This window comes from Alicyclobacillus fastidiosus (assembly GCF_026651875.1).
Taxonomy (GTDB): Bacteria; Bacillota; Bacilli; order Alicyclobacillales; family Alicyclobacillaceae; genus Alicyclobacillus; species Alicyclobacillus fastidiosus.
The window spans coordinates 1,718,200-1,745,168 of sequence record NZ_CP104067.1 but is presented as its reverse complement, the minus strand read 5'-3'; the positions used below and the strand labels follow the sequence as shown (position 1 = coordinate 1,745,168).

Genomic DNA, 26,969 nt, shown 5'->3' with positions numbered 1-26,969 from the left:
ACCGAATGACGCTGAATTTATTGACATCCGCACGTTGAACGCACCTGGAGCGACACAACTTCGGTCCGAACATGAAAAAGACCGCGCGTGGCGGTCTCCTTCTGTAAGTCGTCGATGGTCTTGAGGACACCTCAGTCGGTCATCTCCATTACACATCATCTCCCTACGAGCGTTATTGTGTGTAGGGGGCCGACGGATTATGCGCAACCGAGATCAATCCTCGCCAGTCGTGGTCACCTTCGTCGTCCGACAAACATCTACTCTTCAGTCTCCGATTGTGTTGTTTCAGTCACAGACTTCCGGGAATCGGAAGTAATCTCGTAAGCGCTTACACGCTGTACAGTCTGCTCTATCAGAAATGGGAAGTTCTCGTCTTCATTCACATTCAACACCTCTTTCGTCCATTGTAGTTCACTGTAACTATGGGCCACTGCTAGCCCCAACCATCACGCTAACAGCGATGGCGACCACATACGTCGCCCCTACCTAGAAAAGGCCCAGTACAAGTATACGTTGTTACATGAGCGAAGTCTGTCGAAATTAGGCGACTGCAACTCCTGGCAACATGAATTATAGACAACCTACCTCGAAAGAACATTGAAACGGCGCAAGCGTGCTGCAGTTGCGTCCACGACAAGGGGCGACCACGCGGATGTGACCGCCCCACGCTGTTACAAATTGGCGGGCTTTTGCTTTGGAGGCTTCGCCCTGATCACGGGCTCTACCGGTTTTGCTTGAACAGGTTGAACTGGTTTAGGTTTCACGGTCTCCTGCAAGTTTATCTCACCTCCTCCCAAGGGATAGGATGTCCTGTTATCTCGTGACGTCTTACGCACTCAGAAAGCGGGGAACACGGCTGTGGAGTCCTCGATATGCACAGACACCTCGCAACTCAGCAAAAAAATGCCCTCGCATTTCTGCAAGGGCGAAGTTAAGGGGTTAGAAAGTGAATCGTCACATCAACGAGATGTAGTGTATCGTATGAATGTTGAAGGTCCATTGAAAATTTAAACAATCTAAAATACCGTGAGCGCCGGAATCGTCTCTTAGCGGCTACTACAGTTGTCAGACACCAGAAACAAGACAAGCACCAGTGCTACAAGAAGCAAATGAGCTGAGGCTGCCCAGGCTGGTTATCATGTTTTGGTTCTGTCTGCGCAAACTAAAGCATCAGCACCTGGTTAGACCGTTCAAAATTCGCACCCTATGAAGGGCAGTCCACATCCACCGACTGCCCGTTTGCTGGTTGACTGAGGCGTGCAAAAGCGCGGATGTTGGCCGCTATCGTTTCAGTCGATACGGTACTGCTATGACCTTCACAGACTTACTCAAGACCAACCACGCCATCAGGATACTACCTGTTTTATTGTGGAGCAGTGTATGCCACCATTTCTTCGTTATAAACTGCGGTACGACCACCGTGATGTCCTCAGGATCGTACCTGTCCAACTCGAGATCGACAAACCGCTGAATTCGTCTGGCTACAGATCTGTACTGCGAGTGAATCACCACCAAGCGCACGCCAGAATTTAACCGCTCCCACTGTGCCCGTAGGGTCCGTTCCACCTCGTCCGCCTCTTCTTGGCTGTTCTGGGCAATCACCGAGACCGCTACAACGTGTTTAAAATTCGCCAGCGCGTACTCGAGCGCATGGACTGAAGACTTATTTACCGACGCAATCGGTACAAGTGTAATACTGTCTCTGTCTGGCTGAAGCGGGCGCGAAAAGTCGTACTTTAGTTCCTCCCGTATTTCCCGATAATGTCGTTGAATTTTACTGAACATAATGACCATCAATGGAACACAGACAATCACGAGCCATGCGCCACTGGTGAACCGCGTGATCCCAAATATCAAACATGCTGCAGCGGTTAATGCAAACCCACAACCACTCCCGCAGGCCCGGGAAACCCATTTTCCCTCTCGGTTTCGGAGAGTGCGCACCAGCATCCCAAGTTGCGAAACGCTAAATGTATAAAAGACGGACACACCATAAAGAGGCATCAAACCACTTACTTTTGCATCAAAGCCAATGGTTAAAATCAACGAAATGAGCGTCAGGAACACAATGCCATTGCTATAAACGAGTCGGTCTCCTTTATGTAACAGCCAACGTGGCATAAATCCATCGCGAGCCATCGATGACCAGAGTGCCGGGCACCCAGTAAACGCAGTGTTCGCGGCAATCGCCAAGATGCACATGGTGGACATCGAAACGATGACCGTAACGATGTACCCAAACCCGTGCGTTCCAAACAAAATCATCGATTCCTGGTTAATGAGAGGCACATCTGGATTGTACTTCAGGCCATGCAGCATCGATGTCCCAGACACAATCATGAACAGGACGCTCAAAGTGACCACAAGTGTGAGGAGAAGCCGCTGCGCCCTGGCAGGCGAAGGCTCTTTAAATACCGGCACCGAATTCGACACGGCTTCAACACCTGTCAACGCACTACATCCGCTGGCGAACATCCTCAGGAACAGGAACAGGCCCATTCCCTGTACGGCATGCATCCCGGTCAGAGATGGGACGTGAATGCTGGAAGGATGAATTAGGGCTTTGACGACTGCAGTCGCGCCGAGAAGCAGAATACAACCAATAAAAATGTAAGTAAAAGGAACAAATACGTTTGCCGACTCACTCGTGCCACGCAAGTTAATCAACATGATCATCAGCGTCAATACGATGTTTACAATCAGTTTATGATGACCGATGAGAGGGATAACTGGCCCAATCGCGTCAATTCCTGCAGCAATCGATACGGCCACGGTCAACGTGTAGCCCACAATCAATGTCGAGGCTGCAGATAGCCCCCAATACTTGCCCAAGTCGTGCAGTCCAATGGCATATGCGCCACCACCGCGAGGATACTCCTGAATGATGCTGCGATAGGCAAAATACAATAAAAAAGCCAACGCGACGATAATAAACGTACCCAACATCGAAAAGCCCAAGACGTTCGAGATATACGCTTTCGAACTTGCCGCACCAATTACAGACGCTAGCACTAATTCCATTTGATCCGTGGCATAAGCGACGCTAGAAAGCGCGTCCGGCGTCATCACGGCCATCCCCTTGATCACGCCGATTTTTGCGTGGCCAATTTCACGCGTTTTTAACGGACGGCCAATGAGCAGCCGTTTTAGTGTTGTGACCAAGATGTGTGCCCTCCAATACAGCTGAATATCTCGCGGGTACAACAACATCCACAATGGATAGTTTTCCCGTAAGTCACAGTCATAATGTACCACGAATAATGCAAACTTCACCCTCTATGAATTTTTTACCCCCGGCAGTTTGCGGAAACTAGCTTGTCTCTTACTTCATCCATCAACGGTTGCAAAGCCATTGACTGTTATATGAAATATCTGTATTTTCTACTCATGGCGGTAGCGCTTCCATGCGGAATGGGGATTTTCAGGATGAGACGAGTGTACAAGAGATTGGGAACGTTCGTTCTTTCCACTGTAATTGTCTTATTCCTCGGTACGATGACGGTTTCCTACATCGTCGGTTTCAAGCTGACGCATCCTACGCCAAAACCTGTGACAGAAACGCCGGGCGCAATTCGGCTGCCGTACCAAAACATTCACTTCCCATCGAGAATCGACAAGCTATCCTTGTCCGGTTGGCTCATTCCGGCTGCGTCGAGGACGAATAGGGTGGTCATCGAAGCGCACGGCTACAGAGAAAATCGCATACTTGATCACCCGTCGTTGCCAACAGCCAAAGCACTTCACGATGCGGGATTTTCTGTCATCCTGTTCGACTTTCGAGATGAAGGGGACTCTCCGGGGAAGGAAGTCAGCGTGGGGGAATACGAGGTGCGCGATTTGTTGGGCGCGGTTGATTACGCGAAGTCCCTTGGCTACTCAAATATTGGCATCATCGGCTATTCGATGGGTGCATCCACCGCGTTAGAAGCCACTGCAGAGGACACGGACGTGAAAGCCACCGTCGCCGACAGCCCGTTCGCCGATTTACAGACGTACCTGGATTCAAACATGACCGTGTGGACGCACCTGCCCGCATTTCCGTTTAACGATGAGATCTTCTGGGAGATGAAGCATTTCTTCCAGCTCGACCCCGCAAAAGCCGATCCACTCAAAGATTTAGCATCTGCAAAACCGCGACCGATCCTACTTATCGCAGGTGAGGCCGATACGACGATCCCCATGCAGAATAGCGAGGAACTGTATCGGGAACTACAGCGCGATCCCGACGATTCCCTGTGGCTCGTCCCAGGCGCAAAACACGTGGGTGCATACGACGTGGAGCCAGCGACCTACGAACAGCGTGTGACACAATTTTTCACGAAGTACCTGGGCCACCGCAACTAGGTTCGCAGTGGCCATTGTTTCGTTCAGGTGGTGAGGCAAGTCGCATTATTTGTCCCGCTCATAAACGAGCGGAAAACTTTCACCTGTTAAGCGCTCTCCTGCTGGAACCATGATGTAGTCTTCCATTGGATGATGGCCACTCGGCTCAAAACGGATGTGTTCTGGCATGTAATGCACGGCGATGGCGCGGCGTTTTCTTTGGCTTCGATTCGGTCCACTCCCGTGCCATGTAAGACAATGATGGTAGCCTACCTGCCCCTTTTTGATCTCAAACGGGACGCATTCAACCTTGGCACCGTCCGGTAATTGTGTTGGGTCGTTGTGCATGGCTTTAAAATCATTTGTATCCGAGATGTATTGACTCTGATTTCCCCACTTATGACTGCCCGGCACCATCCACATGCAACCGTTTTCAACGGTGGCATCGTCCAATGCTACCCATGCGCTCACAAGATCTGCTGGTTGGATGATGGGCCACGCCGGATGGTCTTGGTGCCAGTTACCCGGTCCCCCAATTAGAGGCGGCTTGTATTGGACTTGGTCATGCCATATCCTTAGGGCGGTTGTTCGACAAAGCTGTGCCACTTCTTCACAAATAGTCGGGTTGGCTGCATGGCGAAGATACGCGTCACTAGTCATCCACATATTCACGATTTGGATGACCGTTGGTCTTTTGGTCATAGCCATGCCGTGGCCGTGTTCCTCGAGCATGTTGCGATTCAATACGGGCTTTTTCACCGACTTCCCTTCCATGACCCGGTCTAAATCCTTGCGCAGTTCGTCGACTTCCTCGTCGCGCAAAACGACATCACCCTTTAAAAACCCGTTTTTCTCGAACGTTTCCAGTTGTTGTTTCGTCAGCATCACGTCTTCCTCCCTCATTCCAAAATGACACGATAACTTTGGGGCAGGTGCGCATCCTGTGTGCCAGTTCATGTCCTTTGACATTGCACAAAACACAATGTGTCATTTACAACGAGTTATCGTTATTACCACTGTAGATCTCTTTTCCAAGTATGTCGTTGGAGTTTCCAATGATGAAATTGCACTTTTCGCAGGATTTATCGACTCCATCGCGAAACAATTGGCATGGACGATCAACGGACTATTCGGATACCTGTGGGGCGACTTTATGAGCTCACCCCCACCGTGAACTTTGCGAATCGGATGCAGACTACCCCTGGTCAAACGTGGGGGCCTAGAATCATTCCCGATTGTCAGTTGTTATACGTCGTAAAAGGGAATGCCGTTCTCTATCTCGGATGTGAGACGTTGTCCCTTAGCGCTGGAGACTGTGTCTTTTACGGACCCACCAACCCACATAAAATTGTGTCGTCCGAGACGGATCCCTTCTCGTTTACGAGCATCCATTACAGTTGGAAAAGTGACTCCTTGACCGCGGTTCACCCCGTTACAGGCATTCGAGATTGTCACGAGGAGGAACTGTCGGCGGTAGCGTCGACCTATGCAATCGTTGTAGATGAGTATGGAGACGTGGAGTTTCCGCACTATTGCACCATTCCTCACCTGGAAGACCTATTCATGCGCATCGTGGACGAGCATCGAAGGCAACCGATGGAGCATAGGATGATGCTTCGCGCTCTCCTGACTGAATTGCTGATCACCATCGTCCGCCACCACATTCAGCACATGGCACAACCAGATGGGAGGCATAGAATTGCCCCTGCTTTAGACGCTATCCGGCAATCGCCACACAAACATTGGTCGGTTCCTGAATTGGCCACGCTCTGCGGCTACCACCCCACCTACTTTGCAACACTATTTCGAGACGTGATGGGGCGTTCGCCGAAACAATATCAAATTCTTGAACGGATTCAGAGAGCAAAGGAAATGCTCCTCGTCACGGATACGGCACAAGAAGCCGCCGAAGCACTGGGCTATTCTAGTGTCCATTACTTTTGTCGCAGTTTTAAGTCGGTCACTGGAATCACGCCGGGCCAGTTTAAAAAGCAGAGCACAGAGGTGTGATGTGAACGCCTCCGCCGACCCAGCAAAATTCTGTGCGAACCCTGTGCCCGCTGTCACAGCTTCAACGAGCCACCGAGAATGCCCGAGAGATAATATCGCATCGTGAGCCCAATTAAGATGACCACGGGCACTGCGGCAATCACGTAGGCGGCGAAGATATTTCCTTGCGGGACCAGGGTGGTGAAACTTCCAGCGTACTGCATGATGCCAGCGGAAATGGTGTATTTACTGGAGCTGCTAAGGGCTAAAGTCGGCCAGAGGTAATCTCCCCAGACATTGAGGATCCCCAGAATCGATACCGTTCCTAGGCTGGGAATCGCCAGCGGCACGGCGATACGTAAGAACATATAAGCAGGGCTCGCCCCGTCGACGCGTGCAGCCTCAAACAGGTCTTCCGGAATGGAGGAAAAAAACGTGCGCAGAATAAAGACGCCCAGTGCTTGTGAGCCAGCGGCATACGGTAATATCAACGACCACCTCGTATTGATTAACCCGAAGTTCTTAATTTCTAAGAATTGTCCAATCAGTGTTAACACGCCAGGAATCATCAGCAAACCGAGATATAGTGCAAAGAACACCTCTTTTGCGGGGAATTCGTAACGAGCAAATACATAGGCACTCATCGCAGCGGCGACAAGACCGATGATCACGGAAAGGATCCCAACGTAGAGCGTGTTCCAAAAATACTGATGAACCCCGCTCCAAGCGGCCGCATAGTTGTGCCAGATCAGTTGCGATGGCCAGCCCAAGGGATCTTTGACATAGTTGGTGGTACTTTTTAGGGAATTCTCAACCATGATAAACAGCGGATAATAGGTTGGAATCAGCACGATGACAAGGAATGCGAGGCGCCCTACTGCCTTCCAGCTCCTATTTTTCATCTCCCCGCCTCCTGTCCATGATCATATAAACCACTGTGATGACCGCAATCACAACGAACAACACCGTGCCAATCGCAGCTCCGAGCCCGTATTCATCATTGTTGAATGCCGCCGTATACATGGAGAGCCCAGGCACCTGGGTGGCGTAGCCCGGTCCTCCGTTCGTCAATAGGAGGATCATAATGAAGTTCTGCATCGATCCGATGACCGACAAGATGACCACGAGCTTAATTTGGCCACGTAAGGCAGGGAGATCGACGTTTCGAAAGCGCTTCCACGAACTGCCGCTATCGATGGCAAACGCATCGTAGAGTTCATGGCTCACTCCTTGCAATCCGGCTAGATAAATTAAAAACGGGAGTCCTGCCACCCAAGGAAACCCGACCCCGATGAGGGCGTAGATGGCGACATGAGGAGCGCTTAACCACCCATTCGCAAGTGCCCCGAGTCCAAGAAAACGCAGAATTTTATTGATCGGCCCGAGGTAGGGGTTGAATATGAAAGCCCAGATGGACAGGTTGACGATAAATGGGACGGCCATCGGTAACACCAGCAGCACCTTTACGATATATGATAATCTCCGATTTTGGATACCGTTCACCGCCACCGCCGCGGCGAGTGGTACGACGAGTGCGACCAGCACCATCCCTATCGTCATAATGCCCTGGTGTAACCACTCTAACGGTGTCGTACGAGCACTGAGGTAAGTTGCGTAATTCGCTAACCCCGCAAAGCTAGGCTTGCTAAATCCGTTCCAGTTAAAAAAGGAGTAGACTAACGTGCTTGCACTAGGATAGTAGTATAAACAGATGATCAAGATGAACGACGGCAGCATCATCCACCATGGCACGTGCCGCCAACTGCTCCTCGACTTCTTGACTCGTGTAGATGGCGCCACGACAGGATGCGTATCGTCAATCACAACACTGCTGTTTCTCCCCAATTGACAATCCTCCTTTGAACAGGAATGGGTTAATGCGCCGTGGTCATGTCCTGTAGAACAAAAACCATCTACGTGAGATATTTGGACAAGTCCACGTGATTTTGTGCAGCCCACGCATCCGTCTGCTGTTCGATCAACTCGTCCCACTGTTCAGAAAATTGGGAGAATGTGAGCTGATTGGTCAAATACCCAGTAAGGATTTTGTATCCTTGATTGGCCGCCGTAGGTGTCAACGTGTTATCGAGGATACCGTCGACGATAACAGGGGGTTTTAGGGTGTCAGGTGGCTGAATCGCAGTTTTCAGGCTAGCCGTCACCGCTTTGGTACCGATCATGGTCGGCACGGTCGTCCCGCGTTGATTGATCACTTCTTCGCTGTGTTTTGGCGTTGTGATGTATTTCAACCAATCCACTACGACTTTCTGCTTCGCGGGTGTCATTGTGTGATCCGCCTTCTCTGTTGAAACGTAGTACTGCCAATCGGCCGTGGGCGCATTGACCACATAGCTAATGTCGGTATTTCCTGCATAAGGGGTCGCCGATTTCGTGATATTCGGGAACGGTATCACACCGTACTGGCTATCTGTCCAGCCGAGCTGTTTCAACTGTGAAAATGCACCGCTCGTTAGAAATACCATCGCCAGCTTGTTGTCGATAAAGGGCGTCATGAGCCAGGTCGAAGCGAGATTTTGCCCGTTTGGACCACTTGTGTAATCGACCGAGTTCGGTTCCCAATAAGTTGAAAATTGCTTCAGAAGTTTAAATGCCTCCGCGTATCGCGGATCCTTCATTGTGAAGAGCCCCTTTTTGACGCCTACGGCGTAATCGAGGCTCCCGGTCTCGAACTGGTTGTGATCCACATCAAATGCCGAGAGGTCCGACTGAAAAAACGAGGTCATGACGTAACGTTCAAACCAACTGGGTGCTGAGTCCTGTTCACCTGGACCGAGTGCCAGGCCGAACGGCCAATATCCCTTTGCACTCAACCGTTTTGAATCCTGAAGAAGCTCGGTGAAGTTCCGGGGTGGCGTGTTGATCCCTGCCGCTTTGAACACTTGTTTGTTGTAAAAGACAGCCGCGCCCACAAGCTCAGCAGAATCCACATAAATGTCGCCGTTTGGGGCGGTTACGTCGCGAATAATGGCGGGATCGAAAGCGTCTATCCAATGTTGATTACCTGGAATGTACGGGTTCGGCTATTCGAGATAAGGCTTCAGGTTGACAAATAGCCCGGCAGGATAGGCGCCACTGTTCACCTGGTTCTCCTGCGCCCAGACAATGTCTGGCGCTTCACCTGCGTTCGCTTTGGCCACTAAACCACCAGGCGAACCTAAGACACCTGTCATGGCTACGGGTAAAAAATGAATACTGACGTTGGGATGAAGCTTTTCGTACTGTTCTGCCAATGTCCCTAACAGCGTACTCGGATGTGGGTTGTCCTCCGTTGGTTGAATCGGCGTGTAGCCTTGCGCATCCATCGTGATCACGATTTTTGCACCACTGTGCCCCGTAGCACCCGCGCCGACATCACTCGTGGCGTTGCTTCCAGCGTCCGTCTTCGCGTTTGTGCTCCGGTTCGCTTGCTCATTCGCAGGGGCAGCACACCCTCCGGTCGTAAGAAGCACGCCGCACAGACCGACCGAGATCCACTTCCATCGCCCAAGACTTCGCATCCACTTTCACCGACCCTTAACATAAAATGCGGATATATCCCCGTGGTGAGAGAATTGAATTCAACCTTTCCATTTCGACGATCCATCGGTACACGGTCCGTCGAACAACTGACGCATATGGGAGACCACCCTGTTTGATAGCGCTTTCTTTTTAGGGTAGCTAGATCATTGCGGAAATCGAGTTCGGATACGGATTCCGTATCCTTCACCACGGTGATCTGACGGAGTTGGAACGAGTCAGGAGAAAATCAGATAGAATCGCTAGTTCATGAACACCCTCCCCTCATCGGCCTCGGCCATCAGCACCTCCCGATCGACACGTGCCGTATTTAGTGTCAGGGCTCGAAGATACGACTGCTCCAGTCGATATCACTATTTTGTTTGCTAGGAGCGTGTCCGAGTAATCCCTGAAGTATTTTGTAAAAGGAAATTTCCGGATCAATAACGAAGTCCCCTGTATTGGTATTCACAGTGGAGGCTTCGAATCTTGGGAAAAAAGTTTCGTGACTACGACCCGAACCAACTCATTCTACTACCACCGGGGTTAAATGAATGGCTACCTGACGGCCACCTGGCGAACTTTGTCAGTGATGTGGTCGATCATATCGATATCTCCATCATTACAAAACAGTACGAACAAGAACTGCGAGGTTTTCCCCCGTACCACCCGGCAATGTTATTGAAGATTCTGGTTTACGCATATTGCACAGGCATGTACTCTTCCAGAAAGATCGCAAAGGCCTGTCAGGATGTAGTGGCGTTCCGAGTCCTGTCCGCAAATCAGTTCCCGGATTTCCGGACAATCAGTGATTTTCGGAAACGCCATTTGGTCACCTTCAAAGAACTTTTCTTGGAAGTCTTGAAGATTGCCCAACATGCAGGGATGGTTAAGCTCGGGCATGTATCGCTGGATGGCAGCAAGATTCGGGCAAACGCATCCAAACATAAAGCGATGAGTTACGAGCGGATGAAGCAGCAAGAGCAACGACTCCGCCAAGAAATCGCCGAGCTTACGCAGCAGGCTGAACGCACCGACCATAGTGAAGATAAAAAGTACGGTAACACCATGGGCGATGAACTCCCTGAAGAGTTAGCCCGTAGAGAGACCCGGTTGGCAAAAATTCAGGAAGCAATGTCCTCTCTGGAGAAAGAGGCCAAGGAAAGAGTGGAACAACAGCAACAGAAAGACGAACAACAAGACAAGAAGGACGATGACAACGGCCCCACCAACCAGACAGGCGCCAGGAAACGCGGTCGTCCACGCAAGGAGAGTCATCTCGCAGGTGTTCCGGAGGACAAGGCTCAACGCAACTTCACGGATCCGGAATCTCGCATTATGAAATCGAAAGACGGCTTTATCCAAGCATACAATGTGCAGGCTGTCGTCGATGAAGAGTACCAAATCATTGTTGCAACAGATGTTATAGACCACACAAATGACCACGGTGTCCTGCGTACAATGGTCGAAATGACGGCGGAGAATACGAAAGCGACGATGCACAAAATCTCATGTGATGCTGGCTACTTTGCCGAAGACGACGTGACATGGCTTCAAGAGAAAGAAATTGACCCATACATCGCAACAGGTCGTCAAAAGCACAATGAAGTGCCTGAGTCACCGAGAGGACGAATACCGAAACACTACACCATTAAGCAACGTATGACTCGGAAACTAAAAACAAAGAAGGGCCGTGCCGTCTACGCGAGACGCAAGGCTATCGTAGAGCCTGTGTACGGTCAAATTAAGGGTTGTCGACGATTCGACCAATTCTCACTTCGAAGCCTTGAGAAGGTCAGAGGAGAATGGTCGTTAGTTACCATGTGCCATAATCTGCTTAAGATATTCAAATACGGTCATATAAACTGGGCAACGTGCTAAAGATGGTGCTTAACCGACCAGTCCCCGTCTAATGAAGTAAGTGCCCATGGGGAAAGTCACCCATAGTCGAATAAAATATGGAACTGAACTCAAATGCAGAAAGTCTAAGCCGCAATACTCGGACACGCTCCTAGTAAATATAAAATCATGGCGTATATCGCCATTTGCATGTTGGATTCTGCCATTTGTGGCCAGGATGCGGCATAACTTCTCGCTCACAGTGTCACGGTTACTTCAACCTAAACAGCGTGGGGCACGGGTTCAGCTACTATACGGGGCTCACCCCACGCCCGTACAAAGTGTACCGCTTCTCTAGCGGAAGGTTGTCAACTGCTGATCGAGTGATAGGAAGCCTCTTGACCAAACGATTTGTTCCGCAATATGATCAGATAACCACATAGATATCAGGATCTAGATGGCCTTCACCATTCCTACCATCTTCATCATGAATAAATTTGGTTAATTTTCCAAACGCTAGATGAACCCGATTCAAATCGCGCTTCTCGCGTACAGAGGAGGATACATATGAGTGATATTCGATATGTGGCCAATGTGATTGTCTACGAGGATGGGCATTGCGACGTGATATGGGACTCTTCCGTTTCTGACGAGGATTGCTACAGAGCCCTAAAACAGATTACACAGGACATGGAAAATGCTTTGGGTATCAATCCACCAACCCCACCCACGTCACCAAGAAAGCCCACAATTACGCGTCTGAAATAGTAAGAACAGCAGGTTATACGACAGCCCAACAGAGCTCACCGCGACGTTCAACGATGCGAACCGAGGTGAGCTACCCTATTTTCGACGCCGGTATACTATTTCTACTGACTACTTGACGGTCGATTGCGATGCTTGCTCGAATGTGAATCCGCTTTCCCTATGGTGTAAGTGATTCAATATTCTAATAATTTAGTTGCGAGCCAACATCTCGTATCTCCCGAATTGTATCATGTATAATGGACCTCGCCAGCGAGAGATTCCCGTGAACAATCTGCATCTCCACTTGTTTCAGTCCTTCAACCGCGCAGGTGAGGGCAGTGATCAAACGTATCACGTCTTGGTCAACACCTTGTTCACCATCTGAAAATCGTTTTGAAATTTCATCGATCCACTCCATCAAACGGCTCCTCCAAGACTGATCAAAATGCCACAGAAATAGATATGCCTCTATAGTGCACGGAATACTGGTATTTGTGATGTTCCTTTTATGAGAAATCTCCCGAAAAGATTGGTAGGGAGATATTTGGTACCCTGCATTATGTACTTCGCACATCGTTTGCTTGGATGACGGCGACCAGCGTCGTTGTCTTTCTTTATCGATCATAAGGAGGCATTTTGCAAGAGTGCTGAGGAAGTGGACGCTGTACTCTGGGTCACGCTCAACCAGGCTCGACGACGAGAAACCCCCACCTTGAATTTATGTTCAGTAGCTGTCACTCAGAAGACATCAGGATTTGTAAATTCCGTCCAGGTGTCACAGTTCCTTAGTCATAAATACGCTATTCGGATCCTCAATGTAATTCGAAAACGGCTCACAATACTGAAACCCAACACTCTCATACAGTCGTCTGGCTGGTTCAAACGCCCCCATTGAACCGGTTTCCAAACTCAAACGTCGTGTATACTTTCGGGTGGGGAATGTAACGCCATACTTTGAAGATGTCGTCTTATCAATTCCGCCACTTCGGGTCCACTTAGATCATCTATCCACAACAAACCCTCCAATCGCAACGTGAACTCCATACACGTAACTGTATTCCTCATCTGTAGGCTAAGTCCTTTGCTGAATCGTGGTCCTTCCCCAAGCTTTTGTTGGATGGATGACAAAACTTGACCTTCGTATTAGTATCGAAGGAACACGACCAATTCTAAGTAGAGGATGGGAATCAAAATGGCAAAGTTGACACCCTATTTTTATTCTGAGGATGCCAGAGCACAAGCGCAGTTTTACGTGCAAGCGCTAGGCGGGGAAATCCACAACCAAATGACGTATGGACAAGCCCCCGGTACCGATGAAGCGCTCAAAGATAAAATTATCCATATGGCATTCAGCGCCGCAGGTGTGAACTTTTACATTGCCGATACGATGCACGAGTCACCTGCCAGCAATAGCGGCTTCGATCTGTCCCTCGAGTTCAAAACGGACGAAGAAACGCAGCAGGCGTTCTCCAAGCTGTCGGAAGGCGGGCGAGTGATTATGCCGCTCGAAAAGCAATTCTGGGGTAGCCTATTTGGGCGTTTAGAGGACAAATTCGGCGTTAAGTGGCAGGTCACTACAGAGGCACAAGGGTAACAAGAACAGCATGTTCATAGGATGGGTCAGAGGCGCCCTACATACGACTAGCGATGTCCCACACCATGGCGCCTCTAAAATCATCAGACGCGGTTGACACTTCAACTCTATACGTATTCGGGACGGGGTTTCGGGAGACCCTTTGTCTAAAACAATTGAATAGCTGACAGTTTAACAACTTGAACGTTTTTTGATTTTCTAACTCTACTCTCTAAGGGAATTAAAGATTGCGTCATCTTGAGATGACGATCTTTAAAACTTTTAGGAGGCGAACTCGATATGAGGAAAATCGTATCAGTGGTAAGCGCATGTGTTGCAGTATCCACAGTACTAACAATGGCAACTACAACTTTCGCAGCTACGAAGACACCGGCATCGCACACGGTAAGCGCGAATCAATCTCTCCTGAACCAAATTGACGCATTGCAAAAAACAACTCGCCCACGAACACAACAGTGCCCTCAAGAGTGAGGTTAAAAAGGATCTTGCAACGTATCGAGCAGATTTAGTAAAGGAACAAACAGCTCGCAAAGACCTTGAGTCGGCTATCACTACATATGACACCACTGTAAAGCAGGATAAAGGTTATGACCACGGTACCATTGTGAAAACTACACCCGCCGCTGAGAAAATCCTGAACAGTGTCAAGAAGACACTGGAAACCGATCAAAGTTTAATCCAACACGATATCCAGCAAACGAAGAACGATATCACCAAAGCTCATCTTCAATCCGCTGTAAATGATGCCAAGAAGGGACTCCCGCGTTGCTCAGTTAACTCGAGTTTTTAACAAGGCTTCAAAGGAGCTCAACCAGATTACAAAAACGATCGACAAAGCTGCATCCAACAGTTCAAAGACAAGTTCAAAGACAAACTCCACGACCAGCTCCATTAGTACTTCCGATCCGGGAAATACAACTAGTAACACAGGGTCAACGACCGATAGTAACAGTACAACCAGTAACTAAGCCCGGTTCAATAGCGCTATGGGGGTGTCCCAAAAGTCAATTTTGGATTTTTGAAGCCCCACTTTGATTAAGAATTCCTTAAAACAAAAAGCCTCCATCTCCACTTTCACTGTGGATTTGGAGACTTTTCTATATGATGATGCCTAATACCTTAATACAACCCGCCAAAGCGGGGCTAACCGAAGTGTGCTCTCAGGCACCTTCAACCATCGATGCGCCTTTGTTCCATAACTCCGGTCCAATTAGGGTTCTTAGGACTCGTGCTGCGGATTTTAGATACTGTCTTCTTTGCTTATGCCACTCCGTAGCGACAATAATCCACTGCTGGTCTTCCGAGGACGTGACAACAATATTCCCCAGAGAAGTTCCCGCGATTTTGTCATGTTGCCGAGTCTCAATGAAGCATTCAACTGTCATGAGTATCAACAGTTCATCCGACTCACCTGTGACCAGGCGCTCCAGGTTGCCAGCTGCTGTATTGCGATGATAGCTAGTTTCATAATTTTCTCTGTGCACGATGTTCAAAGCAGTTTGGCCTTTGAATTGAGGTAAATACTTCATTTGTGTAACAATAGAACAAAACACCTGTTCCGCTTTAATGCTTTGTTCAACCAGGTTTAATACATCTGCATATCCCGTGTGTACAGTGTGTAAAGGTTGCACGGTACATCTCCTCTTCACTTTTACACACATCATATGGGCCTTTATCCTTTAAGGTTCACTAATATCGCATCATTCTTGAAGTGCTTAACCTTGCGCTCTTCTTTTTTTCCTGACTTTTCCGCCCTGCCGCTCATATGTATCACGACTACTTTCATTCCGCGGCGTCATTACCGGCAAAAAACAAAGTGCCCTGTCACGTATATTTATTCAAAAAGCAAAGAACCGTTTTAACAAGAACATTTACTTCTATGCCATAACAAACTAGATGCCCAGAATTGGACAAGGTGTGCACTTCCTTTTCTTGAGTTGACACAGTCTTGTAAATCCAATAGGAACTCTTAGGATCAACGATTTCATCTTCCAAACCATGTACGATACAAACCGGAATATCTATGTATGGTATCCTTTTTTTTGCATCACGTATAACTTTTTGAAATTGCAGAACGTTGTATAGCGGTGCGGAACCCATGCTTGTAAATTCATTTCGCATGGCTTGACTAAACAAGAATCGATTTTCCCTCACGAGCTTAACCATCCGTCTTGATCGTGTAAGTAAAACATTTGGTGTGACGATGTAAACGGCAGGAGACAGTAATACCAAGGTGCGAATGGAGTGGCGAGACGCTATGATTGCCGCGATCATCGCTCCCATTGAAAACCCAATTAAGTGTACAACCCGCTTTTCGTATATTGCTCTTTTAGTCAATTCTTCAATCGCACCTATCCAATCCGATGCCGTCGCCTTGTCCATGCGTTTTTTTTCACAATAATGTCCGGGTAGCAAGGGGGCAACCACCTCATATCCCGCTGTAGACAATGCTTTTGCCAATGGCTGGACCTCCCGTGGACTTCCAGTGAACCCATGGATAACAATACAGAGAGGTTGTGACATCAAACCCCACCCTTCGATCCCTAACGAACACCATCAGTGTTGCGCGAAATTGAAGAATTAACTTAATGGTTCTCACATCGTTTTCTAACTTAACTCATTTGTCCGTTGTTGAATGCAGTTCCAATTCCTTTAACCGTTTGTTTATAAACTGAGTTATCACGTTATGAAAGGTTGCCGCAGCTTTTGAAGGAATTTGATGTTTTACATTCGATATAACAACTAACTCATTTTGGGGGAGAAGTTGATGCAACAACTGACCATACGAATGAAAACCCTTATCCTTTTCACCGTAAACAAGAAGTACAGGGTGCTTTATTGCTGGTAGCTCGTCAGTACAGTTATACTTAAGGCTATATCGGTAGTATTGTTCCGCATTTTTACTAATCCCCCGTTTAGCATCCCTGAATGTTTCCCAAAACATCTTTCGTTCTGAATTGCTCCATGCTAGTCCAAACGCTAATGTACGCATTGCGCCTAATTTCGTCAGTACAATACCAAGTGATATTCGAGCCTTTAACCGTACGTCGTGCATTCTGATATGCCACCGACAACGATGCCCCCATATGCACGGTCCGGATAACGTAATAGAAATTCCAATACCACTGATCCTCCTGTTGAATAACCACAAAGATAAGCCTTGTCGATTTGAAGGCTATTCATCAGTTCTTTGATGTCAGAAGCAATTAACGGATAGGATATTGCGTCCTTGGAACCTTGGCTTTTACCGTGACCACGAATATCGAAAGCAATAGTCCGATACTCCTTGGACAATTCTTGTAATTGAGCGGCAAAACTGATACTAGTCAAGACAGGAGGGTGAATAAGGATAATAGGGACCCCTTGCCCCCTCGCAATGTAATAAAGATTTACCCCGTTAATCATCTTCGTCGGCACGTTCTTCACCTCGTGATACCTGTTCAACAGCCGTCATTCAGTCACAGTCACGAATATTTTGGACAATTACTTAACAAAGTATTAGGTAATCAGTGTTTTAATCATCTGACATAGAGGAGTCAAACGTGGTGATGAAAAACCACATATTGAATGTTAAATGGTCAGAAAGAACCCAGTTGAAGGCATCTTAAGCGTCTTAATTGTTCTGTCTGAAAGGAAGTACCTAGACGATCCACCACTGTGCTACCCAACTAATCAGCCCACCATAGAAACCGCAATTTTGGAAAACTTACGGCGATGGTTCAGCAACGTTTGATTCATTCGGCTGAACCATCACCTTCTCCGATTTATGCACGCTTCCCATTCTGGATTATTTAACCATTTTCATCTACTTTTGGTTTTGTTGCATTGCGTCTACAATATTACTGGCTGATTTTGCAACGTTGCTGCTTACTTTTTGCCCAGCCGTAACCGCCCCTTGTACAGCTGACCTTGCCGTATCTAATATATCCCCGTTTGAAGCGGCATTTCTCGTACCTTTTGCGATATTACGCGCAACATTCTGCAACGGGTTTCCATCCGCCACCCTTATCCACCACCTTATCTTTTCGATTCAACACGATCGCCTGTTTTAGTATGGTATCCATCCAATCATGTATGCTGGAAATTAATCACTCTCGTGCGAAGGGAATTGAGCCCCATGCATTTCCCCAGTAAAGGATGTTATAACCAAAGGGCATAAAGGTATCAGAAAGTTTGAATAAGACTTCTTGTTGTCTATAGTCGAAGATGTGATGGAAGACAAAGGGCGTACGCAATGGGTGATTGGCAGAAAGGGGCCTGCAGTTACCGCGATTTTACCTCGATTGATGAATGGCCTAATCGTTGACTAACGGTTTTGAGATCGACTCCACTTTCCAACAACCAAGTTGCATGCGTATAGCGAAGATCGTGGAACGTGAATGATCGGCAAGCCTAACACCGCCAACAGGTTTTACGCCTTTGCAAATGCAGGTGGTTCGGGCAGCTTAGCCCAGGCATTGCTAGATCATTTGTAGGTGGCCCTGCAGGAGCCTTTGATTGTCTCAAAAGCCCCTACGTTTTAAACGGGTTAAGCAAAATCGGTAAAACACGCGCCAAATATGCACTCATCGTACATTTTGACTGCTATTTCAATATGAACTAATCTTCTTCTGCATTCGTTTGTAGTACCAGCCTTCAAGACCCAATAGTTCACGTAGATAAGTCATCAAAGGCATTGGATTGAACCCCAATCATCGCACCCTCTTCAGTATACCGTTTACCATTACTCTACACCCTCTTTGGCCCTATACGATCAAGGAATTTGTGGAATTTGTGTCGCAGTATCGAAACCACGAATCATCATCACCAGATAGTGGTTGTCGAGGAAAGGCCAGATCTGATGGGTTCACGCCCCATCAGGGTTCCACTCGGTGCACCTCAACTCTGCCCGGAACACACCGAAGTCAATCTTCCAAGCTTCGAACCCTACTTCCTGTTTTAACAATGCCCAAAGAAACAGCGTAATCGATGATGCTCGGAATAACATAAGCGTCGTCCTCTACGTCAATCTTATTGTCAATGTAATCTTCTTTGATTCTTGAATCGACGCGTATTCCATTTAGACGTAACAACGAGTCCAGAGGATGTCCCGTTTGAGTGTCAACGTACAACGTAACCAAAGGCTTCTGATTCAGTCTAATCGCACCAAATGCCTGATCTCCAGCCGTCTTTAACAGCAACCACTCCGCCTGCTCAAGGAACCACACCTTGACGTCACGGCACCTTGATTCGATAAGGCCCTTCAATTCGCTTTTATCCATTCGCGTTCTCCATTCCGTGACAATGAGAAATCCCTGTGTTTAATCAGATCATTTGGCCAGTGACTCCTATCGTTTATCCTTAGGGTAAGGCGTCTACATTTCTCCACATTCCCCCTTGGATCCTTCGTATGTAATCTGAATCCATCTCAGAAAGAGGGTGTACCGTCATCCGCACCTATATCGATGTTTCCATCTTGCAAAGAGTGTGCATGGGGAGGAAATCATGCGATTGGAGGATAAAAAAGTGGCCCTGCAAATCTGCAAGGCCGATAAGGGGGTAATAGAGACTGAAAGTTCATGAAGAGATGCATCGACTGAACACAGTGTACCGTGCCGACTTTGAAACTTCATTGAAAACGAAACGCCTGTAAGCCCCACCTTCGCTCAACAGACATGACGGCCACTTTTACCGTCCTACCCCAGTGTTCATGTAGGAAGTGTACTCCGTCTGTCTGAATACAGCCTGTGGATGAACTGAATCTCTCCTTAAACGTCGAAACCCCTGTCCCGGCGATACGTCAGTTTTCAGTTCTCTACCTTGTGACCATAATGTTTTTTCACGTTTTCAATTGCGTCCCCATCAATGATGTACTCAGCATGTGGTGAGGATAGCACGATCACACGATTTTGAAGGTCGAACTTCGTGTCCCCTAAGTGGATTTCATAAGTCTCGCCGGCATCTGTCGTGATCATGATTTCTCCCCATTGTTTTAACTGTTCTTGTACCGACTCCATTTTCATATACGATCACCTCACGTTAACAATGCCTCATCTTAATGAATCCTATGCCCTTCTCCCTTGATTACATCAATGAAGGCGGTTGTTTAAGTCGAAAAGATACGGTGAACGATAGTGATGCAACACCAAACAAGGTATTGTCGGAGAGGGCAGTAAAAAAATGCATCTGTCGGTTTGTGCGCTGTTCGCATGGTTGACGATCATCGCGTTTTCGCTGGTGCCTAAGAGTTTGTCCATTCTCGACAGTGAGTTTTTACGACGTCAACGATACTTCCAAGTTTGAATTCATGGACTTCGTCTCCTATTGGATGTATGGACCTGTGAGTTATGTATTTTTCTTCTTGTATCACTTTTTGAAAGTGAAAGTTAAATTCAGTCCTAATCGGTCAGCTAAACTACAACTAAGAAGCCAACTGATTAAACTATATGTACTCGCGCGAGTGTTAACATGGGGGTAGATGCATTGTGCAATGACGAGGAAGAAGGAAGCAGCCGTGAAACCAAGACACGTTCGAACCATTCTCGCGATTGGTATTTTGCATACTGGTATCGCTTATCACGTCACGTTGGGGCTTTTTCGCCTTTTGTCTAACACCAGCATTCCTGTCGTGGGGCAAGTTTTGGGGCAAAGACGACAAGTAAGACAGTGGTGGATTACAGGAAGGCGTCGGAAAGCCCGCCTATTCACTCACTGTTGAGTTCGATGACGTTGCAGTCGGGATCGCAAACGTAGATTTGTTTCCACCCTGTGACACTGTCTGGCTTGGCAACGAAAGGGACGCCGAGCGACGATAAGTGTCTGATGGCGGCATCATAATTGGCGATGCGGATGGCAAAGTGACTCTCCATCGAATCGATGGTCGAGATGTCGCGCAACGTCTGCGCTCGTGGATTGACAATCAGGTGCAGTTGTTGCGCACCTGCCGCAAACCACGCTCCTGGAAAGTGGAATTTTGGTCGCTCGATTTCCTTAAGTCCTAGTACCTTTTTGTAAAATCGCCTAGCCCTTTTGAGATCGGTAACGGCGAGAGAGACATGTTGAACATACTGACACTCGATCACGGAGGCTTCCTCCTTCGCCTGAAGTGCGTCAAGGTCCCTGCAGCACATGAACTTATCGTCATCTCAGCGTACGCCTGATAACAGTGGATAGAAGCTGGATAGTCAGCAGTTTAGAGGGTCAATGAATACGGTGACTACCTACCCTTCAAATTCAGTTCTATTCCTGACGTGACGAGTCATTCTATGTTGATTTTCACTAAACATACCTTGTCAGTGAACGATTCTTTCCATTGTTGCTGAGGTAACCAAAGAAGCCGTGGCACAGGGTGAAATTCAGCGGAGCAAGGGAAAAAATCTCGCGAAAGGGGAAAAAGCTGTGTGCGAAAAACAATTGCGGGATAACCAATTACGTGTTTTGTGGATCGCTCGCATTGATTACTCACGAAATAGCGGCGTCAAGCCACATGCTCACGATGACTTCTTTCAGTTCATTCTAGTAACAGAAGGGGCGGGATCCGTCCGCGTGAAAAACCAGTCGTTCCCGTGTCGCACGGGCGATGGTTTTTTGTTTGAGCAAGGAGCCGAGCACAGTTTCCATTACACGGCTGACACGACCACGCTCGACTTTAAATTCATCGTCCAGGACGAGCTGGTTGATTTCATTCGTACATTCAACGTCCATGGTCCGCAAGTGGTGACGGATACAAACCAATTTAAACAGCTGTTCCATCTGTCCTGTGCGAATCTACGCAATCCCAACGCCATTTTTCCTTACCGAATTGACGTCGGTTTCAAGAGCGCCTTATTATCCATTCTTCATAGTAGTGGCAGCCCCACCACACAGGATGAAATAACAAGTGTAATCACGCAGGACGTGTCAAGCGATCACCCCGTCGTGCAACATATGATCGATTACTTAAAAGAGCGCTTCCAGTCGCAAATTTTATTGGAGGAGCTCGCTGATCATATGGGCTATCATCCGCACTATCTGATCGAGCTGTTTCGTGCGAAGACTGGGATTACCCCAATACAGTACCTGCAAAACATTCGTCTCGAAAAGGCCATGGAATTTCTCTGCATGACCAATGTCCCAATTACAGAAATCGCTGAACGGGTAGGCTTGACGCCCCACTACTTCTCAAGGCTGTTTCACGGCAAGATTGGCATCTCACCTTCGAACTACCGTGAACAGACGAGAACGGTCATCGGAAAAGACATTATCCTCGAACAGGATTTCATCACCGATGCGCAACCTCCCATTTTGAGCTTCTAAGCATACCGATGTGTCCAATGTGAAAAAAGGTCGGTACCACACATGTGGATACCGACCTTGCAAACGAATTCACAGCACACCCACGTCCGATCATTCACAATCACCCAAATCCACTTTGTACCTTGGATGGCTTGTGGAAGATGTGCTACCTCATCAGTACCCCACCGTTGATATCCAACGTCTCCCCGGTTATAAAGGAACTCTGTTCAGTTGCGAGAAAGACGATGCTGCGACTTACGTCTTGAGGAACGCCTCCACGACCAAGGGGAATCGCCGCGATGGTAGCGTCACGCGCCTCTCTAGTGGTAAACGTCGCATGAAACTTCGTGTCATCGATGAATCCAGGCGCAACGCAATTGACACGAATTCCAAATGGTGCGAGTTCTCTAGCTAGTCCCCGAGTGAACGTAACAATTGCGCCCTTCGAAGTACCATACGCAATGGCCCTTAAGCCTCCGCCGTTATGTGCGGCGAGAGAGCTCAAATTAATGATATTTCCAGACCCCTTCGATTTCATTCCAGGAATCACAGCTTTACTTGTAAATACTGCTGAAGTGACGTTGACATCCATGACCTTTTTCCACAAATCCATAGTCATGTCCTCTACTGCGCGACGTTCCACAAGCGTTCCTGCGTTGTTGACCAAAATATCGATGGTGTCACCAAACGATTTTTCTGTTTGCAGAACAAGACTTTGGATTTGTTCTTCATTCGTAACATCTGCCTGAATGGCTACAGCCTGGCCTCCCCGCTTGCGGATTGTTTCAACGGTCTCCCTAGCACCGTCTCCATTACTCAGATAATTCACCGCAACTTTAGCCCCTAATTCGGCAAGGTCAAGCGCAACAGCACGGCCAATGCCCCCGCCCGCACCTGTGACAAGCGCAATTTTTCCACTAAGTTGCATATAATCCGGTTTCATGCACCCTACCACCTTTTCCGTATGTTTGAATGCAATCATTGACCTAGGTAGCCATACAAAGTCCGCCACCCAAAGACTGACTAGGTGGGCTATTTTGAACTGGCTACATGGCTTATATGTTGGCCCTTGCCACTTTTAAAACCTGGATTGGCAAGAGGGAGAATAACAAGGCCCGCAACAATGAGGCACAGCGCATTAAATATCGTTCCATACAAGAAATGTCCACTGGACTGAATCAGAAATCCAACGATAAAGGGGCCGAAGAATCCTCCCAGGTTCGCGATTCCGTTAATAAACCCAACTGTCCCGCCTAGGTTGTTCGATGAGAATATCGAAGCGGGGATAGCCCAAACTACGCCGTTATAAGAGTTCATGACGCCAACGGCAAGAATGGTGCAGACGAGGCTCCAAACCGGATGAGACGCCCCGATTAAAACGGACGCGACCAAAAAAAAGGGCACCAATCATCAGTGGATAAGAAGCATGTTTAATGCGCTCACCGGTTCTGTCCGAATGATTGGAGTTGATGATGATTCCGATCATTGCCGCTATCCAGGGAAGAGCGGTAAGATACCCCACCCCAACGCTTCCTTGGTGGCTAAAGCTCTTCACGATGGTAGGCAACCACATACTGACCCCGTAATACCCGATCTGTTCGAAGAGCAAGTAGAAGAGCAAGATCCAAACTCGTTTGTCACGCAGCGCTTCAAGATAATTTGTCTTACTTCGTTGAATCGTCTTCTGTTCTGCTTCTAGGGCAGTAAGGATGTAGGATCTTTCTTCCTCCGAAATCCATTTTGCCTGCCTGGGGTCGTCAGATATAAAGATCCACCAAACAATAGCCCACACCCACGGCATTGCTCCTTCTATAAAAAATAGCCACCGCCAGTTGAACAGGTACAAAATCCAGCCGGATAGCGGGGCCATCACGATGGAACCGAGCGATTGACAAAGGATCCAATAACCAGTTGCACGGGCACGTTCATGACTCGGGAACCATTTGCTGAATAACACAATGGTTGAAGGGAATACGCCCCCTTCAGCTAAACCAAGCAGAAATCTCGCGATTAATAACTCGGTTAAGTTGTGTGCAAATCCGGTCAGCATCGCGAACAGACCCCAGACGATCAGCAACCAAAATACGATTTTCTTTGGACTGCTTCGCGACGCCATGTAACCGCCAGCCATCTGGGTAAACAAATATCCGAAAAATAATATTCCTGAGACCAATCCAGATGCCGTAGCCCCAAAGCCCAAGTCCTTCTCCATGCCAGAAAAAGCAAAACTCACATTCGATTTATCGATATACGCAATTGTGTACATCAACAAAGCCACTGGAATAATGCGTAACCAACGTCTTGACGGGACACTTTTATCCATGTCGCACTCACCCCGTTCTCAAGGTTCTGTCTTCTACTTCGCCCTGCCAGTTGCCGTTCGAACCCACTGAATTCGTCCCCCTCGTGCCGGAAACACTGATTGACTTCCTCCCCCCTCTTCCGAAAGACTTGAATGAATGCGTTTTCAATTGTTTATAGAGTACTGTTGTGAAGTCCGATGATCCATGTCGGAACTTCATAAGTTCTTGCCTAATCCTCATATTTCAACGAAACTACAGCGTGCCTCGCGCTCAAGCAAACCTGCGGCCAATAAAATGTTGATAATTCCGAGCGATTTAATTAGTCTTATACATATTGTTATACACAGTCAACACTGGATGTTTTCAACGAGATACACGCCGCCGGAGAAAGTCAATGGGCGGCGAGAAGGCGCACAACGAACGTACCTTTGATGGCAAAGGAGGCTGAAACATGAAGACAAGTGTCCCTCTGTATCAGCATCTAAAGAACAAAATCCTGAAGGATATACAAGACGGAAAGTGGCACATCGGGGACAAGATTCCCTCTGAGTCCGAATTGGCTGAGGAAATGGGGGTTAGCCGGATTACCGTCCGCCAGGCAATTCGGGATTTGGTTTCGTTAGGCTACCTGATTCGGAGGCAAGGCAAGGGAACGTTCCTCGTCGGGAGGGAACAAGCATTCGCAGCCTCGAAACTGCACGGTTTTGCGGAGGAGCTGAGGTCACACGGGTACGCCGTCGAGATTGAACTAAAGGGGAGCCAGATAACTACGTGCCCGATGATCGTTGCAGAGTTTCTCAACGTCAAGCCGTCAAGCAACGTGATTCAAATCCGCCGCCTGGCCAAAGTCGAAGGTTCACCGGTTTTTCGCGAGACATCCTACTTGGTTCCTCCCCCACAACTCAACCTGGATACTGCGCTTGAGTTGAGAGATGTATACAATCACGTCTACGGTTTCTTTGAGCAGTACGGCGTGAAAATCTCTTTCGGACGACAAGAGATCTATGCGACACGGGCAGTCTACGAGGACATTCAGAAACTATCTATCAAGTCCGATGAACCGATATTGATGATCCGTCGCGTGACGTCCGACGAGACCGGGACCCCCGTCGAATTCTCTGAAGTTCGCTATGCGTCCAGTCGATACCACTTTGAAGTTAAGTTGTCACGGGAATAACAGTGGATTGTACGTGTGTCTGTACTTATACGTACGGCGTCATGCGACTTATTGAACCGAATGAACTGTAATGCCGAGATTGTAATGAACGAGCGGGGCACTCTCCGCTCGTTTTTTACATTTGAATCTCTTTGAGTCCCTATAGGTATGCAAGACAGCGTAGAACCAAACGAACGGCATTTGAACGGTACAATTTCCACTGAAAGAAAACTTCACTGCGAATTTATTGTGCTAGATACCCTCCATCCATGACTACAGCCTGACCAGTAATGCTTCGACCTAAGTCTGAAGCTAAGAACAGCGCGTAGTTGGCTACTTCTTCCACCGTGAGTAAGCGCTGCTGCGGAACAAGTGGGTATATGACTTCTTCAAGCACCTTCTCCTCGGGTACACCACGTGAACGGGCGATGTCCGCAAGTTGGTTGCGCACAAGCGGCGTATCAACGTATCCCGGGCATAGTGCATTCACCGTGATCCCGTGCGAAGCGCCCTCGAGGGCAGAGACTTTCGTCAACCCAATCACGCCATGTTTCGCTGAATTATAAGCAGCTTTCCCTGCGAATCCAATCAGCCCATTGACCGAAGCCATGTTAATAATTCGACCGTAGCCGTTTTTCTTCATGATGGGAAACACGGTTTTTGTGGAGATGAAAGGGCCGATGAGCATCAATCGAATCATCTGTTCAAATTTCGCTACCGGAAAATTCTCAAGGCTCGAGACGTATTGCATACCCGCGTTATTTACAAAGACGTCTACAGTAGCAAATTTACGTACGGCAAACTCAATCAATTTTTGCATGTCTGCTTCCTGACTCGCATCCGCTGGGAAAGCAGCGACTCGATAATTCGAATTCCGAAGTTCCTCTGCACGAAAGTTCGCCTGTTGCGCATTGATATCAGATAGCACGACATTCGCGCCTGCTTGTGCGAAGCATTGTGCCACAGCGAAACCGATTCCACTCGCGGCGCCAGTGATAATGGCGGTCCGGCCGTGAAGGGTGAGTTTGTTCTCACTCATCTATCTCTCACTCCCATCGGGGATCGTGATGGTCCTCTTTTCGATCCGCTTTTCTTGCTGCCCGTCAATCAACTTTTGCACGTAAATGCCAGGTGTATGTATCGTCCCCTTTTGAGCTGTCCGGCCTCTACCAGTTGCTCAACCTCGGCAATCACCTGCGAGGACTTGTCTTTCGAACTCTTTGTTTTCACCGACGTACGAGCCGCATAG

23 protein-coding genes and 4 pseudogenes are annotated in these 26,969 nt (G+C 48.2%); 7 read left to right on the top strand and 20 right to left on the bottom strand.

Annotation, left to right across the window (positions count from 1 at the left end; genetic code table 11):
- Window positions 1-1,281: 1,281 nt before the first annotated feature.
- A complete protein-coding gene (locus NZD89_RS08630; protein ID WP_268007316.1) occupies window positions 1,282-3,162 on the bottom strand; it encodes an APC family permease in 1,881 nt (626 codons plus the stop codon).
- 273 nt (window positions 3,163-3,435) lie between these two features.
- Between NZD89_RS08630 and NZD89_RS08625 the strand changes: the two genes are divergently transcribed.
- Window positions 3,436-4,344, top strand: a complete 909-nt coding sequence (locus NZD89_RS08625) for an alpha/beta hydrolase (protein ID WP_268007315.1) — start codon at window positions 3,436-3,438, stop codon at window positions 4,342-4,344.
- Window positions 4,345-4,389: 45 nt separating this feature from the next.
- Here NZD89_RS08625 and NZD89_RS08620 read toward each other — a convergent pair whose 3' ends face one another.
- Window positions 4,390-5,208, bottom strand: coding sequence for a phytanoyl-CoA dioxygenase family protein (locus NZD89_RS08620; protein WP_268007314.1), 819 nt, complete (start codon window positions 5,206-5,208; stop codon window positions 4,390-4,392).
- 225 nt (window positions 5,209-5,433) lie between these two features.
- Between NZD89_RS08620 and NZD89_RS08615 the strand changes: the two genes are divergently transcribed.
- On the top strand, window positions 5,434-6,333 hold the full coding sequence (locus NZD89_RS08615) for an AraC family transcriptional regulator (RefSeq protein ID WP_268007313.1): 900 nt from the start codon (window positions 5,434-5,436) through the stop codon (window positions 6,331-6,333).
- A gap of 53 nt (window positions 6,334-6,386) precedes the next feature.
- Here the strand turns inward: NZD89_RS08615 and NZD89_RS08610 are convergent, their stop codons facing one another.
- The 4 genes from NZD89_RS08610 to NZD89_RS08595 all read right to left on the bottom strand — a co-directional run bounded on the left by NZD89_RS08610 (window position 6,387) and on the right by NZD89_RS08595 (window position 9,830).
- Window positions 6,387-7,214: a carbohydrate ABC transporter permease gene (locus NZD89_RS08610; protein WP_268007312.1), complete on the bottom strand. Its 828-nt coding sequence runs from the start codon at window positions 7,212-7,214 to the stop codon at window positions 6,387-6,389.
- Complete coding sequence (locus tag NZD89_RS08605; protein ID WP_268007311.1) at window positions 7,204-8,157, bottom strand: carbohydrate ABC transporter permease; 954 nt, start codon at window positions 8,155-8,157, stop codon at window positions 7,204-7,206. Before NZD89_RS08605 ends, NZD89_RS08610 begins: the two co-directional genes overlap by 11 nt.
- 68 nt (window positions 8,158-8,225) lie before the next feature.
- The gene (locus NZD89_RS08600; RefSeq protein ID WP_268007310.1) at window positions 8,226-9,260 is read right to left on the bottom strand and encodes a type 2 periplasmic-binding domain-containing protein; all 1,035 of its coding nucleotides are present in this window, start codon (window positions 9,258-9,260) and stop codon (window positions 8,226-8,228) included.
- A 93-nt stretch (window positions 9,261-9,353) separates the two neighbouring features.
- Window positions 9,354-9,830 carry a hypothetical protein gene (locus NZD89_RS08595; protein ID WP_268007309.1) on the bottom strand — a complete coding sequence of 159 codons (477 nt, stop codon included), beginning with the start codon at window positions 9,828-9,830 and terminating at the stop codon, window positions 9,354-9,356.
- A 487-nt stretch (window positions 9,831-10,317) separates the two neighbouring features.
- On the opposite strand from NZD89_RS08595, the gene NZD89_RS08590 reads away from it, so the two are divergent.
- Together NZD89_RS08590 and NZD89_RS08585 are read left to right on the top strand one after the other, a co-directional pair.
- Entirely contained in the window at window positions 10,318-11,709 is a 1,392-nt protein-coding gene (locus NZD89_RS08590; protein WP_431308595.1) for an IS1182 family transposase, read from the top strand.
- 525 nt (window positions 11,710-12,234) lie between these two features.
- Complete coding sequence (locus NZD89_RS08585) at window positions 12,235-12,435, top strand: hypothetical protein (RefSeq protein WP_268007307.1); 201 nt, start codon at window positions 12,235-12,237, stop codon at window positions 12,433-12,435.
- A gap of 181 nt (window positions 12,436-12,616) precedes the next feature.
- Here NZD89_RS08585 and NZD89_RS08580 read toward each other — a convergent pair whose 3' ends face one another.
- Both NZD89_RS08580 and NZD89_RS30090 read right to left on the bottom strand, forming a co-directional pair.
- Window positions 12,617-12,832: a hypothetical protein gene (locus tag NZD89_RS08580; RefSeq protein ID WP_268007306.1), complete on the bottom strand. Its 216-nt coding sequence runs from the start codon at window positions 12,830-12,832 to the stop codon at window positions 12,617-12,619.
- 357 nt (window positions 12,833-13,189) lie between these two features.
- Window positions 13,190-13,330 (bottom strand): annotated as a pseudogene (locus tag NZD89_RS30090) (N-acetyltransferase); the annotation flags it as partial.
- Window positions 13,331-13,606: 276 nt separating this feature from the next.
- Between NZD89_RS30090 and NZD89_RS08570 the strand changes: the two are divergent.
- Entirely contained in the window at window positions 13,607-14,008 is a 402-nt protein-coding gene (locus tag NZD89_RS08570; protein ID WP_268007304.1) for a VOC family protein, read from the top strand.
- Window positions 14,009-15,168: 1,160 nt separating this feature from the next.
- Here NZD89_RS08570 and NZD89_RS08565 read toward each other — a convergent pair.
- From NZD89_RS08565 to NZD89_RS08530, 8 genes and pseudogenes are all read right to left on the bottom strand, one after another.
- Entirely contained in the window at window positions 15,169-15,639 is a 471-nt protein-coding gene (locus tag NZD89_RS08565; RefSeq protein ID WP_268007303.1) for a hypothetical protein, read from the bottom strand.
- A 193-nt stretch (window positions 15,640-15,832) separates the two neighbouring features.
- Complete coding sequence (locus tag NZD89_RS08560; protein ID WP_268007302.1) at window positions 15,833-16,531, bottom strand: alpha/beta hydrolase; 699 nt, start codon at window positions 16,529-16,531, stop codon at window positions 15,833-15,835.
- Between the two features lie 94 nt (window positions 16,532-16,625).
- A pseudogene (locus tag NZD89_RS08555) lies at window positions 16,626-17,425 on the bottom strand (alpha/beta fold hydrolase).
- Window positions 17,426-17,813: 388 nt separating this feature from the next.
- Complete coding sequence (locus NZD89_RS08550) at window positions 17,814-18,011, bottom strand: hypothetical protein (RefSeq protein ID WP_268007301.1); 198 nt, start codon at window positions 18,009-18,011, stop codon at window positions 17,814-17,816.
- A 260-nt stretch (window positions 18,012-18,271) separates the two neighbouring features.
- Window positions 18,272-18,379: pseudogene (locus NZD89_RS08545) on the bottom strand (tyrosine-type recombinase/integrase); the annotation flags it as partial.
- Window positions 18,380-18,912: 533 nt separating this feature from the next.
- On the bottom strand, window positions 18,913-19,269 hold the full coding sequence (locus tag NZD89_RS08540) for a hypothetical protein (RefSeq protein WP_268007300.1): 357 nt from the start codon (window positions 19,267-19,269) through the stop codon (window positions 18,913-18,915).
- A gap of 525 nt (window positions 19,270-19,794) precedes the next feature.
- Entirely contained in the window at window positions 19,795-20,010 is a 216-nt protein-coding gene (locus tag NZD89_RS08535; RefSeq protein ID WP_268007299.1) for a hypothetical protein, read from the bottom strand.
- A 681-nt stretch (window positions 20,011-20,691) separates the two neighbouring features.
- Window positions 20,692-21,069: a VOC family protein gene (locus NZD89_RS08530; RefSeq protein ID WP_268007298.1), complete on the bottom strand. Its 378-nt coding sequence runs from the start codon at window positions 21,067-21,069 to the stop codon at window positions 20,692-20,694.
- 316 nt (window positions 21,070-21,385) lie between these two features.
- On the opposite strand from NZD89_RS08530, the gene NZD89_RS08525 reads away from it, so the two are divergent.
- The gene (locus NZD89_RS08525; RefSeq protein ID WP_268007297.1) at window positions 21,386-22,282 is read left to right on the top strand and encodes an AraC family transcriptional regulator; all 897 of its coding nucleotides are present in this window, start codon (window positions 21,386-21,388) and stop codon (window positions 22,280-22,282) included.
- Between the two features lie 145 nt (window positions 22,283-22,427).
- On the opposite strand, the gene NZD89_RS08520 is transcribed toward NZD89_RS08525, so the two are convergent.
- Both NZD89_RS08520 and NZD89_RS08515 read right to left on the bottom strand, forming a co-directional pair.
- The gene (locus NZD89_RS08520) at window positions 22,428-23,204 is read right to left on the bottom strand and encodes an SDR family NAD(P)-dependent oxidoreductase (RefSeq protein WP_268007296.1); all 777 of its coding nucleotides are present in this window, start codon (window positions 23,202-23,204) and stop codon (window positions 22,428-22,430) included.
- A 360-nt stretch (window positions 23,205-23,564) separates the two neighbouring features.
- A complete protein-coding gene (locus NZD89_RS08515) occupies window positions 23,565-24,584 on the bottom strand; it encodes an MFS transporter (protein ID WP_268007295.1) in 1,020 nt (339 codons plus the stop codon).
- Window positions 24,585-25,015: 431 nt separating this feature from the next.
- Here NZD89_RS08515 and NZD89_RS08510 point away from each other — a divergent pair, with 431 nt between their 5' ends.
- Complete coding sequence (locus NZD89_RS08510) at window positions 25,016-25,741, top strand: GntR family transcriptional regulator (RefSeq protein WP_268007293.1); 726 nt, start codon at window positions 25,016-25,018, stop codon at window positions 25,739-25,741.
- Between the two features lie 223 nt (window positions 25,742-25,964).
- Here the strand turns inward: NZD89_RS08510 and NZD89_RS08505 are convergent, their stop codons facing one another.
- Both NZD89_RS08505 and NZD89_RS08500 read right to left on the bottom strand, forming a co-directional pair.
- Complete coding sequence (locus tag NZD89_RS08505) at window positions 25,965-26,759, bottom strand: 3-hydroxybutyrate dehydrogenase (RefSeq protein WP_268007292.1); 795 nt, start codon at window positions 26,757-26,759, stop codon at window positions 25,965-25,967.
- Window positions 26,760-26,911 (bottom strand): annotated as a pseudogene (locus tag NZD89_RS08500) (succinyl-CoA--3-ketoacid-CoA transferase); the annotation flags it as partial. It abuts the gene before it with no gap.
- Window positions 26,912-26,969: the final 58 nt, after the last annotated feature.

Coding starts and splice junctions, on each gene's coding strand:
- NZD89_RS08515 (WP_268007295.1), bottom strand. CDS start 24,584: ATGGATAAAAGTGTCCCGTCAAGACGTTGGTTACGCATTATTCCAGTG.
- NZD89_RS08595 (WP_268007309.1), bottom strand. CDS start 9,830: ATGCGAAGTCTTGGGCGATGGAAGTGGATCTCGGTCGGTCTGTGCGGC.
- NZD89_RS08520 (WP_268007296.1), bottom strand. CDS start 23,204: ATGAAACCGGATTATATGCAACTTAGTGGAAAAATTGCGCTTGTCACA.
- NZD89_RS08510 (WP_268007293.1), top strand. CDS start 25,016: ATGAAGACAAGTGTCCCTCTGTATCAGCATCTAAAGAACAAAATCCTG.
- NZD89_RS08570 (WP_268007304.1), top strand. CDS start 13,607: ATGGCAAAGTTGACACCCTATTTTTATTCTGAGGATGCCAGAGCACAA.
- NZD89_RS08610 (WP_268007312.1), bottom strand. CDS start 7,214: ATGAAAAATAGGAGCTGGAAGGCAGTAGGGCGCCTCGCATTCCTTGTC.
- NZD89_RS08620 (WP_268007314.1), bottom strand. CDS start 5,208: ATGCTGACGAAACAACAACTGGAAACGTTCGAGAAAAACGGGTTTTTA.
- NZD89_RS08535 (WP_268007299.1), bottom strand. CDS start 20,010: ATGAAAATGGAGTCGGTACAAGAACAGTTAAAACAATGGGGAGAAATC.
- NZD89_RS08615 (WP_268007313.1), top strand. CDS start 5,434: ATGGACGATCAACGGACTATTCGGATACCTGTGGGGCGACTTTATGAG.
- NZD89_RS08580 (WP_268007306.1), bottom strand. CDS start 12,832: ATGGAGTGGATCGATGAAATTTCAAAACGATTTTCAGATGGTGAACAA.
- NZD89_RS08560 (WP_268007302.1), bottom strand. CDS start 16,531: ATGTCACAACCTCTCTGTATTGTTATCCATGGGTTCACTGGAAGTCCA.
- NZD89_RS08505 (WP_268007292.1), bottom strand. CDS start 26,759: ATGAGTGAGAACAAACTCACCCTTCACGGCCGGACCGCCATTATCACT.
- NZD89_RS08585 (WP_268007307.1), top strand. CDS start 12,235: ATGAGTGATATTCGATATGTGGCCAATGTGATTGTCTACGAGGATGGG.
- NZD89_RS08540 (WP_268007300.1), bottom strand. CDS start 19,269: ATGGATAAAAGCGAATTGAAGGGCCTTATCGAATCAAGGTGCCGTGAC.